The sequence below is a fragment of the Cellulomonas wangsupingiae genome (genome assembly GCF_024508275.1).
GTDB lineage: Bacteria > Actinomycetota > Actinomycetes > Actinomycetales > Cellulomonadaceae > Cellulomonas > Cellulomonas wangsupingiae.
The window spans coordinates 1935124-1950197 of record NZ_CP101989.1 but is presented as its reverse complement, the minus strand read 5'-3'; the positions used below and the strand labels follow the sequence as shown (position 1 = coordinate 1950197).

17 protein-coding genes are annotated in these 15074 nt (G+C 75.4%); 11 read left to right on the top strand and 6 right to left on the bottom strand.

What is annotated here, in order from left to right; genetic code table 11:
• Positions 1-220: 220 nt before the first annotated feature.
• From NP075_RS09025 to cobA, 6 genes are read left to right on the top strand one after another with little or no spacing between them, the layout of a single operon-like run.
• Complete coding sequence (locus NP075_RS09025) at positions 221-1891, top strand: nitrite/sulfite reductase (RefSeq protein ID WP_227562872.1); 1671 nt, start codon at positions 221-223, stop codon at positions 1889-1891.
• A complete protein-coding gene (locus NP075_RS09020) occupies positions 1888-2046 on the top strand; it encodes a hypothetical protein (RefSeq protein ID WP_227562871.1) in 159 nt (52 codons plus the stop codon). Before NP075_RS09025 ends, NP075_RS09020 begins: the two co-directional genes overlap by 4 nt.
• On the top strand, positions 2043-2762 hold the full coding sequence (locus NP075_RS09015) for a phosphoadenylyl-sulfate reductase (protein ID WP_227562870.1): 720 nt from the start codon (positions 2043-2045) through the stop codon (positions 2760-2762). Before NP075_RS09020 ends, NP075_RS09015 begins: the two co-directional genes overlap by 4 nt.
• Positions 2759-3700 (top strand): sulfate adenylyltransferase subunit CysD, encoded by a 942-nt coding sequence (gene cysD / locus NP075_RS09010; protein WP_227562869.1) that lies wholly within the window; start codon positions 2759-2761, stop codon positions 3698-3700. The genes NP075_RS09015 and cysD overlap by 4 nt, the downstream gene beginning before the upstream one ends.
• The gene (locus NP075_RS09005) at positions 3700-5148 is read left to right on the top strand and encodes a sulfate adenylyltransferase subunit 1 (protein ID WP_227562868.1); all 1449 of its coding nucleotides are present in this window, start codon (positions 3700-3702) and stop codon (positions 5146-5148) included. Before cysD ends, NP075_RS09005 begins: the two co-directional genes overlap by 1 nt.
• Positions 5145-6365, top strand: coding sequence for a uroporphyrinogen-III C-methyltransferase (cobA, locus tag NP075_RS09000; protein WP_227562867.1), 1221 nt, complete (start codon positions 5145-5147; stop codon positions 6363-6365). The genes NP075_RS09005 and cobA overlap by 4 nt, the downstream gene beginning before the upstream one ends.
• Before the next feature lie 16 nt (positions 6366-6381).
• Here the strand turns inward: cobA and NP075_RS08995 are convergent, their stop codons facing one another.
• From NP075_RS08995 to NP075_RS08985, 3 genes are all read right to left on the bottom strand, one after another.
• The gene (locus NP075_RS08995; protein ID WP_227562866.1) at positions 6382-7095 is read right to left on the bottom strand and encodes a YoaK family protein; all 714 of its coding nucleotides are present in this window, start codon (positions 7093-7095) and stop codon (positions 6382-6384) included.
• A gap of 113 nt (positions 7096-7208) precedes the next feature.
• Positions 7209-7619, bottom strand: a complete 411-nt coding sequence (locus tag NP075_RS08990) for a hypothetical protein (RefSeq protein WP_227562865.1) — start codon at positions 7617-7619, stop codon at positions 7209-7211.
• The gene (locus tag NP075_RS08985; protein WP_227562864.1) at positions 7616-8071 is read right to left on the bottom strand and encodes an OsmC family protein; all 456 of its coding nucleotides are present in this window, start codon (positions 8069-8071) and stop codon (positions 7616-7618) included. Before NP075_RS08985 ends, NP075_RS08990 begins: the two co-directional genes overlap by 4 nt.
• Positions 8072-8135: 64 nt before the next feature.
• On the opposite strand from NP075_RS08985, the gene NP075_RS08980 reads away from it, so the two are divergent.
• The 3 genes from NP075_RS08980 to NP075_RS08970 are packed head-to-tail and all read left to right on the top strand — an operon-like array spanning position 8136 to position 10148.
• Positions 8136-8822 (top strand): ArsR/SmtB family transcription factor, encoded by a 687-nt coding sequence (locus tag NP075_RS08980; RefSeq protein WP_227562863.1) that lies wholly within the window; start codon positions 8136-8138, stop codon positions 8820-8822.
• 46 nt (positions 8823-8868) lie between these two features.
• On the top strand, positions 8869-9666 hold the full coding sequence (locus NP075_RS08975) for a dihydrofolate reductase family protein (protein WP_227562862.1): 798 nt from the start codon (positions 8869-8871) through the stop codon (positions 9664-9666).
• Entirely contained in the window at positions 9663-10148 is a 486-nt protein-coding gene (locus NP075_RS08970) for a hypothetical protein (protein ID WP_227562861.1), read from the top strand. The genes NP075_RS08975 and NP075_RS08970 overlap by 4 nt, the downstream gene beginning before the upstream one ends.
• 37 nt (positions 10149-10185) lie before the next feature.
• Here NP075_RS08970 and cuyB read toward each other — a convergent pair whose 3' ends face one another.
• From cuyB to gndA, 3 genes are read right to left on the bottom strand one after another with little or no spacing between them, the layout of a single operon-like run.
• Positions 10186-10911 (bottom strand): cysteate racemase, encoded by a 726-nt coding sequence (gene cuyB, locus NP075_RS08965; protein WP_227562860.1) that lies wholly within the window; start codon positions 10909-10911, stop codon positions 10186-10188.
• Positions 10908-12164, bottom strand: coding sequence for a carboxylate--amine ligase (locus NP075_RS08960; RefSeq protein ID WP_227562859.1), 1257 nt, complete (start codon positions 12162-12164; stop codon positions 10908-10910). Before NP075_RS08960 ends, cuyB begins: the two co-directional genes overlap by 4 nt.
• Complete coding sequence (gene gndA / locus NP075_RS08955; protein ID WP_227562858.1) at positions 12161-13615, bottom strand: NADP-dependent phosphogluconate dehydrogenase; 1455 nt, start codon at positions 13613-13615, stop codon at positions 12161-12163. Before gndA ends, NP075_RS08960 begins: the two co-directional genes overlap by 4 nt.
• Before the next feature lie 179 nt (positions 13616-13794).
• Here gndA and NP075_RS08950 point away from each other — a divergent pair, with 179 nt between their 5' ends.
• Together NP075_RS08950 and NP075_RS08945 are read left to right on the top strand one after the other, a co-directional pair.
• Entirely contained in the window at positions 13795-14376 is a 582-nt protein-coding gene (locus NP075_RS08950) for a DUF3000 domain-containing protein (protein WP_227562857.1), read from the top strand.
• A gap of 54 nt (positions 14377-14430) precedes the next feature.
• Positions 14431-14964, top strand: coding sequence for a helix-turn-helix transcriptional regulator (locus NP075_RS08945; RefSeq protein WP_227562856.1), 534 nt, complete (start codon positions 14431-14433; stop codon positions 14962-14964).
• The last annotated feature ends 110 nt before the right edge of the window (positions 14965-15074 follow it).

The following is a 15074-nucleotide window of genomic DNA, read 5'->3' as shown; positions in this document are numbered from 1 at the left end:
TTCACCCGAACGCGTGTCACCCTCGTCACGTGAACCTCCCCGGGAACCGCTGCCTGTGTCGGTGCTGTCGCGCCGCCGCGGTCCCGTGTGCCTGCTGTCCGCGGAACCGCTGACCCGCCCCGTTCCCCCACGGGCGCGTGGTCCGCGCCCGGTACGCACGACGTCGCCGTCGTGCGCGGACGCGTGAGCACGCCCCCCAGCACCCCGGAGGTGGCGCCCCATGGCGCAGACCACGTCACGCACCCCCGTCGTCGAGCCGGCCCGGCGCCCCGAGGGCCAGTGGGCCTTCGACCAGCGCGAGCCGCTCAACGCCAACGAGCAGCTCAAGCAGGAGGACGACGGCCTCAACGTCCGCCACCGCATCGAGACCGTGTACGCCCGCGAGGGCTTCGCGTCCATCCCCGGTGACGACCTGCGCGGACGCATGCGCTGGTGGGGCCTGTACACCCAGCGGCGCCCGGGGATCGACGGCGGGCGCACCGCCACCCTCGAGCCGCACGAGCTCGAGGACGAGTACTTCATGCTCCGGGTGCGCTGCGACGGCGGCACCCTGAACCTGCGCCAGCTGCGCACGGTCGCCGGCATCTCCCAGGAGTTCGGCCGGGACACCGCGGACATCACCGACCGGCAGAACATCCAGCTGCACTGGATCCGCATCGAGGACGTGCCGGAGATCTGGCGGCGCCTGGAGTCCGTGGGCCTGACCACGCAGGAGGCGTGCGGCGACGTGCCCCGCGTCATCATCGGGTCCCCCGTCGCCGGGGTCGCCGCTGACGAGATCATCGACGGCACGCCCGCGATCGAGGTCATCCGGGACCGCTACATCGGCGACCCCGCCTTCTCCAACCTGCCGCGCAAGTTCAAGACGGCCATCAGCGGGTCCCCGCACCAGGACGTCGCCCACGAGATCAACGACGTCGCGTTCGTCGGCGTCGTGCACCCCGAGCTCGGGCCCGGCTTCGACCTGTGGGTGGGCGGCGCCCTGTCGACGAACCCGATGCTCGGCAAGCGGCTCGGCGCGTTCGTGACCCTCGAGCAGGTGCCGGACGTGTGGTGCGGGGTCGTGGGGATCTTCCGGGACTACGGCTACCGCCGCCTGCGCGCCCGCGCCCGCCTGAAGTTCCTGCTCGCCGACTGGGGACCCGAGGTGTTCCGCCAGGTCCTCGAGACCGAGTACCTGGGCCACGCGCTGCCCGACGGGCCCGCCCCGCCACCGCCGCCCACGGGCAACCGGGACCACGTCGGCGTCCACCCGCAGAAGGACGGGCGGCTCTACGTGGGCGCGGCGCCCGCCGTCGGGCGCGTCTCGGGCCCGGTGCTCACGGCGCTCGCCGACCTCGTGGAGGAGGCCGGGTCCGACCGGCTGCAGCTGACGACCGAACAGAAGCTCGTCGTCCTGGACGTCGAGCCGCACCGCGTCGACGCGCTCGTCGACGGCCTGGAGTCCCTGGGTCTGCGGGTGCGGACGGCCTCGACGTTCCGCCGCGGGACGCTCGCGTGCACCGGCATCGAGTTCTGCAAGCTCGCCATCGTCGAGACCAAGGGCCGGGCCACGGCCCTCGTCGACGAGCTCGAGCGGCGCCTGCCGACGTTCGACCAGCCGCTGACGATCAACGTCAACGGCTGCCCGAACTCGTGCGCCCGCATCCAGACCGCCGACATCGGCCTCAAGGGCGCGCTGGCCGGGGGCGAGGAGGGCTACCAGGTGCACCTCGGCGGCGGGCTGGGCCTCACCAGCGGGCTGGGCAAGACGCTGCGCGGCCTGCGGGTGCCCGCCTCGGAGCTGCCCGACTACGTCGAGCGCGTCACGCGCCGCTTCGACGAGCAGCGGGGCCCGGGCGAGGTCTTCGCGCAGTGGGTCCACCGGGCGGACGAGGAGGACCTGCGATGAGCGAGGGCTCCGCGCAGCGGGCCGTGCCGTACTACTGCCCGTTCTGCGCCGGCGAGGACCTGTGGCCGGCTGGCCAGACGCACGGGCAGTGGGAGTGCCGGACCTGCGCGCGTGCGTTCGCGCTGCGCTTCATCGGCCTGGTCGGTGCGCCGTGAGCACGCTCACCCCGGCCGTGGCCGACCTGTCCCCCGACCGGCTGCGCGCGCTCGCCGAGCAGGCGGGACGCGACCTCGAGGGCTCCCACCCGGCCGACGTGCTGCGCTGGGCGCGCGACGTCTTCGGCACGGACCTGGTGCTCGCGTCGTCCATGGGCGACGAGGTGCTGGTCGACCTCGCCGCGAAGGCGGCACCGGGCATCGACGTCGTGTTCCTCGACACCGGCTACCACTTCGCCGAGACGATCGGCACGCGGGACTACTACGCGGACTTCACCGACGTCCGGCTGCGCACGGTGCTTCCGCTGCGCACCGTCGCCGAGCAGGACGCCGAGCACGGACCGCGGCTGCACGAGCGGGATCCGAACCTGTGCTGCGCCCTGCGCAAGGTCGAGCCGCTCGAGCGGGCGCTCGCGCCGTACACGGCGTGGGTCACGGGCATGCGCCGGGAGGACGCCCCGACGCGCACCGACATCGCGGTGGTCGGGTGGGACGCCAAGCGGTCGAAGGTCAAGCTCAACCCGCTGGCCGCGTGGACGCGCGACGACGTGGACGCGTACGTCGCGGAGCACCACGTGGTGCTCAACCCGCTGCGCGAGCTCGGGTACGCGTCGATCGGCTGCGCACCGTGCACGCGGGCGGTCGCACCGGGTGAGGACCCGCGCGCCGGGCGCTGGGCAGGGACGAACAAGACGGAATGCGGGCTGCACACATGACCACGACGCTCCCCACCGACACCCCGGCGACCGCCGCGGGACCGGCGCGCCTGACGCAGCTCGACGCGCTGGAGTCCGAGGGCATCCACGTGATGCGCGAGGTCGCCGGCGAGTTCGAGCGGCCGGTGCTGCTGTTCTCCGGCGGCAAGGACTCGATCGTCATGCTGCACCTCGCCCGCAAGGCGTTCTGGCCCGCCCCGGTGCCGTTCCCCGTCATGCACGTGGACACCGGCCACAACTTCCCCGAGGTGATCGAGTACCGCGACCGCGTGGTCGCCGACCTGGGCCTGCGCCTCGTCGTCGCGAGCGTCCAGGAGGCCATCGACGACGGCCGGGTCGTCGAGCTGCCGGGCGGGTCGCGCAACCCGCTGCAGACCGTCCCGCTGCTCGACGCGATCACCGCCCACCGTTTCGACGCCGTGTTCGGCGGCGGCCGGCGCGACGAGGAGAAGGCCCGCGCCAAGGAGCGGATGTTCTCGCTGCGCGACGAGTTCGGGCAGTGGGACCCGCGCAGGCAGCGCCCCGAGCTGTGGGACCTGTACAACGGCCGCCACCGGCCCGGCGAGCACGTGCGCGTGTTCCCGCTGTCGAACTGGACCGAGCTCGACGTGTGGCGGTACATCGAGCGCGAGCGCATCGAGCTGCCCGCGATCTACTTCACCCACGAGCGCGACGTCTTCGCCCGCGACGGGATGTGGCTGACGGCGGGCAGCTGGGGCGGCCCGCGTCCGGACGAGCAGGTCCGTCGCCGCCGGGTGCGCTACCGCACCGTCGGCGACATGAGCTGCACCGGCGCCGTCGACTCGACGGCCGGTGACGTCGCGGACGTCATCGCCGAGGTCGCCGCGAGCCGGCTGACCGAGCGCGGCGCGACGCGAGCGGACGACCGGGCCTCCGAGGCCGCCATGGAGGACCGCAAGCGCGAGGGGTACTTCTGATGGGCACGCACACACCCGCCGGACTCACCCGGCAGGCACCGGCCGCACCCGCGGGCACGCCCGGCGACCACACGCGGCGCGACCTGCTGCGCCTGGCGACCGCCGGCTCCGTCGACGACGGCAAGAGCACCCTCATCGGTCGCCTGCTCTACGACACGAAGTCGGTCCTCGCCGACCAGCTGTCGGCCGTCGAGCGGGCGACCGCCGCGCGGGGCGGCGAGGGGTCCGGCGTCGACCTGGCGCTGCTCACCGACGGACTGCGGGCCGAGCGCGAGCAGGGCATCACGATCGACGTCGCGTACCGGTACTTCTCGACCGCGCGGCGCGCGTTCGTGCTGGCCGACACCCCCGGGCACGTCCAGTACACCCGCAACATGGTGACCGGGGCGTCCACCGCGGAGCTCGCGATCGTCCTGGTGGACGCGCGCAAGGGGGTGCTCGAGCAGACCCGGCGGCACGCCGCGCTGACGGCGCTGCTGCGCGTCCCGCACGTCGTGCTGGCGGTCAACAAGATGGACCTCGTCGACTTCGACGAGAGCACGTTCCGGTCGATCGCCACGCAGTTCGCCGACTACGCGCGCGTGCTCGGGCTGCCGACGGTGCACGCCGTCCCGCTGTCGGCGCTCGACGGGGACAACGTCGTCGAGCGGTCCGGACGCACCCCCTGGTACGACGGCCCGACGCTGCTCGAGCTGCTGGAGTCCGTGCCCGTGGCCCGCGACGCGGCCGTCGAGCCGCTGCGCCTGCCGGTGCAGTACGTCATCCGGCCCCGCACCCCCGAGCACCCCGACTACCGGGGCTACGCCGGCAAGGTGGCCTCGGGCGTCGTGCGGGTCGGGGACGACGTGCGCGTGCTGCCGTCGGGCCGCACCAGCCGCGTCGTCGGCCTCGACACGTTCGACGGACCGCTCGCCGCGGCCGACGCACCGCGCTCGGTCACCGTGCGGCTGGCCGACGACCTCGACGTCGCCCGCGGCGACGTGCTGGTGCCGGCGGACGAGCAGGTCGCCACCGGGCAGGACCTCGTCGGGACGGTCTGCTGGCTCACCGAGCGGCGCTCCGTACCGGGCGCCCGCGTGCTCGTGCGCGTCGGCACCCGCACGGTCCGCGGGCTGCTGCGGGAGGTGGACGCGCGCCTGGACGTCGACACCCTCACGGTCGAGCAGTGGGACGCGGTCGACACGCGGCACACGATCGACGCGACCGACACGTCCGCCGAGGCGGCGCCCCGCTCGCTCGGCCTCAACGCGATCGGCCGCGTGCGGCTGCGGCTCGCCGAGCCCGTCGTCCTCGACGACTACGCGACCCACCGCCGCACGGGCGGCTTCCTCGTGGTCGACCCGGCCGACGGCAGCACCCTGGCGGCGGGCCTCATCGGCCCGACCCTCCTGGACCGGCTCGCGCCGGTGCGCGCCGACGACGACTGGCTCGCAGGGGCCGGGATATGAGCGCGCGCCACCCCCTGCTCCTCGACGTGACCGGCCGCCGGGTCGTCGTGGTCGGCGGCGGGCCCGTCGCGGCACGCCGCGCCCGCCACCTGCTCGCGGACGGCGCGGACGTGCACGTCGTCGCCCCGGCCCTGTGCGAGGAGCTGGCCGAGCTGGCGGCGGCGTCGGCCGTCACGTGGCGCGCCCGCGAGTACGCCGCCGGTGACCTCGACGGCGCCTGGCTCGTCCACACCGCGACCGGCGAGCGCCGCACCGACGACACCGTCGCAGCCGACGCCGAGGCGACCCGCACGTGGTGCGTACGCGCCGACGACGCCGCCCGGTCGTCCGCGTGGACCCCGGCCGTCGCCCGCGCCGGGGACGTCCTCGTGACCGTCACCGCGGGCGGCGACCCCCGCCGCGCCCTCGCGCTGCGGTCGGCGCTGCAGGTCCAGCTCGACACCGGCGTGCTGCCGCTGCGCCGTCGTCGTGCGGGCGCCGGCCGGGTCACGCTCGTGGGTGGCGGGCCCGGCGACCCCGGGCTGATCACGACGCGCGGCCGCCGCGCGCTCGCCGAGGCGGACGTCGTGGTCGTCGACCGGCTCGCACCTCGGGCGCTGCTCGACGAGCTCGAGCCGGGCGTCGAGGTGGTCGAGGCCGGCAAGGCACCGCACGCGCACACCCTGACGCAGGACGAGATCAACCGGCTCCTCGTCGAGCGCGCCCGTGCCGGGCAGCGCGTCGTGCGACTCAAGGGCGGGGACCCCTTCGTCCTCGGCCGCGGCGGCGAGGAGGTCGCCGCCTGCCGTGCCGCGGGCGTGGCGGTCGACGTCGTGCCCGGCGTGACCAGCGCGATCGCGGTGCCCGGCGCGGCCGGCATCCCCGTCACGCACCGCGACGTCGCCCGCCAGGTCACGATCGTCTCCGCGCACGACGCCGAGACCGACTGGCAGACGCTGGCACGCCTGCGCGGCACGCTCGTCCTGCTCATGGGCGTGGGCCGCCTCGGCGAGCACATGGCCCGTCTCGTGGCGCACGGGCTCGACCCGGCGACCCCCGCCGCGGTCGTCGAGGACGGCACCCTGCCGACGCAGCGCACCACGCTGGCGACGGTGGGCGACATCGCGCTCCGTGCGCTGGAGGTCGGGGTGCGCAACCCCGCGGTCGTGGTGGTGGGCGGCGTCGCGAGCCTGCCCGCCACGCTCGCCGTGGGGACGGACGTCGCGACCACGGCCTGACCGCCGGGCCGTCCCCTCACGTCGTCGACGCACGCCCCTCGGTCGCAGCCTGCCGCTGCTGGCGCCGTCGCGCCGCCAGCAACGACGCGACAGCCGCCGCCCGCAGCACGACGACGGCCGCGAGCGCCGCGGACGTCGACACCCCGCGGACGAGAACTGCTCCGAGCGCCGCACCCGCCGCGACGGCGAGCACGGCGAGCACACGGTCGGCCCGTGCCAGTCGCGCCGCCCTTCCGGCCGGGCGTCCGTCCCGAGCGAGGTTGACCAGGGTGCTGGTCACCACGACGGTGGTGATGTCCGCGTTGCCGACCGGTCTGACGGCTGCCGCCTGCGCGCCCGACAGCGCGGCGAGCACACCGGTGACCACCAGCAGCGCGGGACGGCCGGGGTCCGGCCGCGCGAGCCACACCGCGCAGAGCACGGCACCGGCAGCCGTGACGACGACGAGGGCACCGAGCGTGGCCCGCGGCACGACGGACGCCGTGGAGCGCGGGACGGCGCGACCGGCGACCACCGCACCGACGACGAACGCGCCGAGCGCGACCACCGTGCCGAGCAGCGGGACGTGCGGCTCCCCCACGAGCGCGAAGCCCAGGAACAGCACGTTGCCGGTCATGTTGCCGGTGAAGACGGAGCCGAGCGCGAGGTAGCCGACGGCGTCCCCGACCCCGGCGGCGGCGGTCAGGAGCAGCAGCGCGGTCGTCGTCATCCCCCGTGGGGACGTCGCCATGCCCGGACCCCCTCGTCGGACCGTCCCCCGCGCCCTGCTCGGCGCGTGCCCCGCGCGGCGGCCACGTCCAGCCCACGGTAGGCGGTGCAGGGCGCACCGGCGCGGTCCGGGCGTCAGACGACGGTCGTGCCGTCCGCGGTCAGGACCCGGCGGCACCGCTCGAGGTCCTCGTCCGCCACGACCAGCACGAGGTTGCCGGCGTGGTCGCTGTACTGGACCGCGACGTCCACGCCGGCCTCGGCGAGGCGCCGCGCCAGGGCACCCAGGCTTCCCGGCACCCCCTGGGACACCCGCGTCGTCACGACGTCGCGGACCGTGACGGCGTCGAACCCCGCACGGGCGAGCGCACGCAGCGCCAGCGGCCCGTCGTCCACGAGGTAGTGGGCGACCGCCGCACCGGCGTGCGTGACGACACCCCCGCCCTCGAGGCAGACGCCGGCGAGGCCGAGCACCTCACCGAGCTCTGCCCACGCGTCGCGCCGCGCCGGCAGCACCACCTCGAGGTCCTGCGAGCGGCCGCTCATGCGTACCGCACCCGTGTCGTGACCTCGACGGGGACGGCGAGGCTGGCGGCCACGAAGCACTCGCGATGCGCCCGCTCGGCGAGGTGACGGACCCGGGCCGCGTCGGTCCCCGCGGCGACCGTCACGGTCGTCGCGAGGCGGACCGTGGCGAGGCGGGGCGGGGCGGCGGCCAGGTCGAGGTGGCTCGTCGCGTCGTCGACGTACGCCAGCACGTCGACGCCGGCACGCGCCGCGACGGCCAGGAACGAGAGCAGCTGGCACGACGAGGCAGCCATGACGACGAGCTGCTCGGGGTTGAGCCGCCCGGCGGTCCCCCGGAAGGCCGGGTCGGCGCTCAGCGGCACCTCCCCGGCCGGCGGCGCCGCCGCGACGTGCTCCCGGGCGTAGCCGGCGACGCCCGCGCCGGTCGACCCCTCCCACCGCAGGTGGGTGCTGTAGGTGTGATCGCTCATGCCGCGACGCTAGGACCGTGACGTCTCGGTGCTGCCCGAGACGTCCGTGACGTAGGTTCCCCTCGTGGGCCGGGACCGTGACCTGACGTCGCTCGGGCGGGCGCTGGGCGCGCCGGCGCGATCCGTCATGGTCAACCTGCTGCTGGACGGCGCGCGCCGTCCCGCCGGCGAGCTCGCTGCCGCCGCCGGGGTGCGCCCCTCGACGGCCTCCGAGCACCTCGCCGTGCTCGTCGAGACGGGTCTGGTCACCGCCGAGGCGCACGGGCGGCACCGGTACTACGCGCTCGCCGGACCCGAGGTCGCGAGCGCGCTCGAGGCGCTCGGTGCGATCGCGTCGCCCCTGCCCGTCGCCGGCCTGCGACGCTCCCGCCAGGCGGAGCACCTCGCCGCGGCGCGACTCTGCTACGACCACCTCGCGGGCCGGCTGGGCGTGGCGCTCACCGACGCGTGGGTGCAGGCCGGGTGGCTCGTCGGGCCCGACCAGCTCGCCCTGGCCCCCTCGGGTGCCGACGGCCTGCGAGGCCTCGGGGTCGACGTCGACGGCGCCGCGCGGGCACGCCGCCCCACGACCCGGGCGTGCCTCGACTGGACGGAACGCAGGCCGCACCTCGCGGGGGCGCTCGGCGCCGCGGTCGGCGCGCGGTTCCTCGCCGCCGGGTGGGTCGTGCGGCACCGCTCGGGGCGCGGCCTCGACGTCACCGCTCACGGCAGCCGCCTCCTGGAGCAGCGCTGGGGCATCGGCCGCACGTGACCGGGCGCGTGCGGGCTCGCACCCCGCCCCGCCCTAGCCTGGGGACGTGCCGACCGACGCGCCGCCCCTCGACCTGCTGCTCCCCGGCGTGCCGCGGACCTTCCGGCATCTCCCCGGCGAGCCCGACCTCGTCGCGCTCCTCGGGCGCGGTCGTCCGGCACGGCACGTGACGGCCACCATGGTCGCGAGCGTCGACGGCGCGGCCTGTGGGCCCGACGGCCGGTCGGGCTCGCTCGGCACGCCGGCCGACCGCCGCGTCTTCGCGGTGCTGCGCGCGCTCGCCGACGTCGTGCTCGTCGGCGCCGGGACCGTGCGGGCCGAGGGCTACCGCGAGCTGCCCGTGGTCGACCACCTGCGCGGTGCGCGTGCGGCCGCCGGCCGGGCGCCCGCGCTCGTCCTGGCGATCGTCACGCGGCGCGGACACGTCCCCCGGGAGGTGCTCCACGGGGCGCTGGACGTCGTCGTCGTCACGGGGGCCGCGGGCGCCGAGCGCGCCCGCGCCCAGCTGCCCGCCGACCGGGTGGTCGCCGTGCCGCGCGACGACGACCCGGGCTCCCCCGACCTGGCGGCCGCGCTGGACGTCCTGGCCGCCCGCGGCCTCGGCCACGTGCAGGCCGAGGGCGGCCCGCGCCTGCTGGCGGACCTGCTGGCGGCCGACCTCGTCGACGAGCTGTGCCTGACGACCTCCCCGCTGCTGCTGGCCGGCGCGGCGCCGCGCGCCGCCGCGGGTGCCGGCCCGCTCGACCCACCCCGGCCCGCACGCCTGCGCCACCTGCTGCGCGCGCCCGACGACACCCTCCTGACCTGCTGGGACCTGCGCCCACCCGTAGGCTCAGGGGCGTGAACGACACCATCCTGGTCCTCACCGAGGACACCCTGGCCGACTCCGACGTCCGGCAGATCGTGGACCTGCACCCCGGCGACGAGATCGCGTACCGCGTGCTCGTGCCGGCGGACACCGACCGCCCGCTCATCCCGTGGATCGTCGACGCGCTGAGCCTCGGCGAGCTGCGCGAGGCGTGGAATCGCGCCACGGGCCACGAGCCGGACCGCACGCAGGCGCGCCAGACCGCGGCCGAGCAGATCGCCGGGAGCGTCGCGGCGTTCGCCGCCGCGGGCCGGCAGGCCACGGGCGAGATCACCGAGGACGACCCGCTGCCGGCGCTGCGCAGCGCCGTGGCCGGCGGCGGTGTGCGGGAGATCGTCGTGGTGACGTACCCGCACGCGGTGGAGGACACGTTCCACACCGACTGGGCGTCGCGGGCCCGCGACGAGCTGCACGTGCCGGTGCTCCACCTCTACTCCGGGACCAGCCGGCTCGGCTGACGTCCCGGCCGGGCACCGCCCGCGCGGACGCGCGACATCAGCGCAGGCGGTGGCCGGCGCGCTCGACGGTGCGACGCGCGAGCACGTCGAGGGAGTCGACGTACCGGTCGTCGGCGAGCAGGCCGTGGGCGGCAGCGACGACCGACAGCTCGGTGCAGCCCAGCACGACGACGTCGGCCCCCCGCGCGCGCAGGCGCTCGGCCACGGCGTGCAGGCTCGCCACGTCGGCGGGCCGGCCGGCCTTCACCTGGTCGTAGATGATGCCCATGACGGTGTCCTGGTCGGCGTCGTCGGGCACCAGCGTCCCGAGGCCGCGGTCCTCGAACGCACGCTGGTACACGTGCGCGGCCAGCGTGCCGCTCGTCGCGAGGACGCCCACGCGTGCGACGCCCGGGCGCGCGGCCACCTCGTCGGCGGTCTCGTCGACGATGCTGAGCACCGGCACGTCGACGGCCGCCGCGACCTCGTCCGTGAAGTGGTGCGCCGTGTTGCACGGCACCACGACGAACCCGACACCGAGCCCTGCCAGGCGCCGGGCGTCGGCCGCCATGACGGGACCCGGGTCCTCCTGCGAGCGGCCCAGGATGTAGTCCGTCCGGTCGGGGATCGCCGCGTGCTGCAGCACGACCATGTCGACGTGGTCCTGGTCGCGCTCCGCCGCCGTGTGCCGCACGACCAGGTCGAGGAAGCACACGGTGGCGGCGGGCCCCACACCGCCGATGACACCGACCTCGACCCGGCCCGTCGCCGGCGCGTCGCTCACGCGTCGCCCCGGGGGTAGTACCGCCGGTACTTGCGCACCTGGTTGGCCTGGGCGACCGCGAGGTACGCCAGGCGCCGCGGATCCGTCTCGGCGCGGTACCACAAGGGGTTCGTCGCACGGCCGGCCCGCCCCAGCGCCCGGGTGCGGGCGCGCAGCGCGGGATCGGCGACGTAGCGCCGCAGCAGCCACCGCGGCAGGACCGTGTACAGGTGCGGCTGGGTGAGGTGGTCCGCCGCGCCGTCCGGCAGGGGGTCCAGACCCTGCACGTGCTCGCGCACGTAGAGCTCGGCCGTGTTGCGGCCGCCCGCGGTGATGTAGAAGTTCGAGCGTCCCAGCCGCGGGTTGAGCTCGAAGAACACCGTCCGCCCGTCGCGCGGGTCGTACTTCAGGTCGAAGTTGGCGTACCCCGTCCAGCCGAGGTGCTCCAGGAGGCGGACCGCCTGCGCCACGATCTGCTCGTCGTGACCCGTGATGATGCCGGCGGGGTTGCCCAGGGCGCCCGGCGTGTGCTCCTCGAGCAGCACGTGGCCGAACGCGGAGAACCGCACCTTGCCCGCGGCGTCGCTGTAGCAGGTGAGGATCCGCATGCCGGAGTCGTCACCGGGGATCAGGTCCTGGACGACGAACCGCCCCTGGTACCCCGAGGCGCGCACGCGCCTGAGCAGGTCGGCGAGCTCGGCGGGCGTGTCGACCGTGAAGACCTTCTTCTTCCCGGGGAACTCCACGAGGTGGTAGGCGGCCGTGTCGGCCGCCTTCGCGATGACCGGGAACCGCAGCGCCGACGTGTCGGGCGTGCCACCGGCCTGCACGTCGTGCACGACCGTCGCGGGGTGGTCGATGCCGAGCTCGGCGCACAGCTCGCCGAACAGCACCTTGTCGGTCACCTTGTCGAGGGTCGCCACGTCGACGTACGGGATCGTATAGAGGTCCTCGAGCTGCGCCCGGTTCTCCACGATCGTGCGCACGAGCCAGTCCGCGCTGCCGAGCAGCACCCGGGTCGTGCCCGGGTGCTGCTCCGCGATCGCGCGCAGCCGACGCACGACCGTGGGGCCGTCGTCGATCCCCGGCTCCACCACGTTCTCGAGGATGCGCGAGTGCCGCACGAGCCCCGTCGAGACCGACGACACCACGACGGGACGCACGCCGTACGCCTCGTGGAACGTCCGCGCCAGCGAGTACGCGCCGACGTCGCCGCCGAGGATGACCGGCTGCAGCCCTGCGACGGGCACCTGGGCCCCCGTGGCGCGCGTCACCAGGTCTGCTCGGCGCGGTCGCCGGACCAGTCCGTGTGGAAGACGCCGTCGCGGTCCGTGCGCCGGTAGGTGTGCGCACCGAAGAAGTCGCGCTGCGCCTGGATGAGGTTGGCGGGCAGGCGCTCGGCGCGCACGCCGTCGTAGTACGCCAGCGACGACGAGAACGCGGGCGTCGGCACACCGTGCACGGCCGCGGCCGCCACCACCCGACGCCAGGCGGCCACGCCGTTGGCGACGGCAGCCGTGAAGTACGGGTCGGCGAGCAGCAGGGGCAGGTGGGCGTCGCGCTCGTACGCCTGCGTGATGCGGTCGAGGAACTTCGCGCGGATGATGCAGCCGCCGCGCCAGATGCGTGCCATCGCCCCGCGGTCGATGTCCCAGCCGAACTGGGCGCTGGCCGCCGCGATCTGGTCGAAGCCCTGGGAGTACGCCACGACCTTCGACGCGTACAGCGCGAGCCGGACGTCCTCGATGAACGCGCCGGGCTCGGGCACGTTCCACCCGAGCGTGTCAGCCGGCAGGACGCCGCGGGCCGCGGCGCGCTGCGGCGCCGAGCCGGACAGCGCACGGGCGAACGTCGCCTCGGCGATCCCGGTGATCGGCACGCCCAGGTCGAGCGCGTTCTGCACCGTCCAGCGGCCGGTGCCCTTCTGCTCCGCCGCGTCGGCGACGACGTCGACGAAGGGCCGCCCCGTCGCCGCGTCCGTGTGCCCGAGCACCTCGGCGGTCACCTCGATGAGGTACGACTCGAGGTCACCGGTGTTCCACGCGGCGAAGACCTCGCCGATCTCCGGCGCGGTGGCGCCCAGCCCGTGCCGCAGCAGGTCGTACGCCTCCGCGATGAGCTGCATGTCGGCGTACTCGATGCCGTTGTGGACCATCTTGACGAAGTGGCCGGCGCCGTCGGGGCCCACGTGCGTGCAGCACGGCACGCCGTCGACCTTGGCGGAGATCGCCTCGAGGATGGGGCCGAGGGACTCGTACGACTCCTTCGTGCCGCCCGGCATGATCGAGGGCCCGTTCAGCGCACCCTCCTCGCCCCCGGACACGCCCGTGCCGACGAAGTGCAGCCCGACCTCGCGCAGCGCGGCCTCGCGCCGGACGGTGTCCGGGAAGTGCGCGTTGCCGGCGTCGACGACGATGTCACCGGGCTCCAGCAACGGCACCAGCTCGTTGATGACGGCGTCGGTGGGGCCACCGGCCTGCACCATGACGACGACCTTGCGCGGGCGCGCGAGCGACGCGACGAAGTCCGCCATCGACTCCGACGGCAGGAACGTGCCGTCGCCGCCGTGCTCGGCGACCAGCGACTGCGTGCGTGCGTAGGTGCGGTTGTGGATCGCGACCGTGTAACCGTGCCGGGCGAAGTTGCGCGCCAGGTTGCGGCCCATCACCGCCAACCCGGTGACACCGATCTGCGCGGTACCGACGTCCGACGACGGGACTGACATCACAGGTGCGCTCCATTCGTGCGGATGGGCACGGACCGCGGAACGGTGCCGTGCCCGGTGCTGCGGCCGGCACCTGCGCGCGGCGCGTGCGGATGCGTCGTCGAGCCTAGTGCGCGTGGTGGCCGGAGCCGTCGGCGTGCCGGAGACCGAGACGGGCGGCCCGCCCGTACGCTCACCGCGTGACCCCTGCCGGACCCGAGGACGTGCCTGCCGAGTTCGTCCGTGCCCTGCGCTCGCTGCGCACCGTGGCCGTGCGCCCCGAGGTCGTGCTCGACGAGGTACCGGGCCCGGCGCGCATCGCGCCGTTCTCGGCCGCGCTCACGGCCGAGATCCGCACGGCGCGGCGTTCCGTGGCGGCCGACGACCTCGCGTCGGGCCGGTTCGTCGTGCTGTACGACCCCGAGGGCCAGGAGGCGTGGGAGGGCTCGTTCCGGCTCGTCACGCTCGTGCGCGCGACGCTCGAGGCCGAGGTCGGGGCCGACCCGCTGCTCGCCGAGGTGGCCTGGTCGTGGTTCCACGACGCGCTCGAGTCCGCGGGCGTCGACCCCCACGCCGCCGGTGGGACGGTGACGCGCGTGCTGTCCCAGAGCTTCGGGGCGCTCGACCGTCGCGAGGAGCAGACCGAGCTCGAGATCCGCGCGTCGTGGACGGCGTGGGACGAGCAGCTCGGCCCGCACCTCGCCGCCTGGTCGACGCTGCTGTGCACCGCTGCGGGGCTCCCCCCGCTGCCCGAGGGCGTCGTCCCGCTCCCCCGCCGCTGACCGCCCGTGGCACCCCGGCTCAAGTCGGCCCGAGCGGCTGCCGATGCACCGGACGTGACCATCGAGCCTCTCCGACGCGACGTCCGCGACCTCCCGGGCCGCCGTGCGCCCGGCGTCGCGGCCGTCCCCACGTCGCGGCGCGTGCCGCCGACCCCCTCGCGGCAGCCGATGTGCGTCGTCGTCACGCAGATCGCCGACGGCGAGGGGGACACGCTCGTGCGTGCCCTGCGCCGCCGGGGTGCCCACCGCGTCGTCGTCCTCGCACGCCGCGCGGGGCGTGGCGAGCTGCGCGCGCTGCTCGCCGGCGGGCTGCGCGGCGGCGTCGCCAGCACGACCGACGCGAGCGGCGCAGCCGCGCAGGTCCGCCCCGTGCCGGTGCCGGCCCTGCCCACCTCCGAGCTCAGCGCGCGGGAGCTCAGCGTCCTGTCGCGCGTCGCCGAGGGTCGCACCAACCGCCTGATCGGTGAGGAGCTCGGGCTGTCGGCGCTGACGGTCAAGAGCCACCTCGCACGGATCTCGCGCAAGCTGGGCACGGGCGACCGCGCGGAGCTCGTCGCGATCTCGATCCGTCACGGCCTCATCGACTGACCGCGCCGCCCGCACCCGTCGACCCGGGGTGGCGAACGCCGACCGATGCACGACGCACGACGCGCAGCCGGGCTGCACGGACGTGCCGCTCGCGTCGCCTACGGTGGTTG

Coding starts and splice junctions, on each gene's coding strand:
- NP075_RS09025 (WP_227562872.1), top strand. CDS start 221: ATGGCGCAGACCACGTCACGCACCCCCGTCGTCGAGCCGGCCCGGCGC.
- NP075_RS09020 (WP_227562871.1), top strand. CDS start 1,888: ATGAGCGAGGGCTCCGCGCAGCGGGCCGTGCCGTACTACTGCCCGTTC.
- cysD (WP_227562869.1), top strand. CDS start 2,759: ATGACCACGACGCTCCCCACCGACACCCCGGCGACCGCCGCGGGACCG.
- NP075_RS09005 (WP_227562868.1), top strand. CDS start 3,700: ATGGGCACGCACACACCCGCCGGACTCACCCGGCAGGCACCGGCCGCA.
- cobA (WP_227562867.1), top strand. CDS start 5,145: ATGAGCGCGCGCCACCCCCTGCTCCTCGACGTGACCGGCCGCCGGGTC.
- NP075_RS08995 (WP_227562866.1), bottom strand. CDS start 7,095: ATGGCGACGTCCCCACGGGGGATGACGACGACCGCGCTGCTGCTCCTG.
- NP075_RS08990 (WP_227562865.1), bottom strand. CDS start 7,619: ATGAGCGGCCGCTCGCAGGACCTCGAGGTGGTGCTGCCGGCGCGGCGC.
- NP075_RS08985 (WP_227562864.1), bottom strand. CDS start 8,071: ATGAGCGATCACACCTACAGCACCCACCTGCGGTGGGAGGGGTCGACC.
- gndA (WP_227562858.1), bottom strand. CDS start 13,615: ATGTCAGTCCCGTCGTCGGACGTCGGTACCGCGCAGATCGGTGTCACC.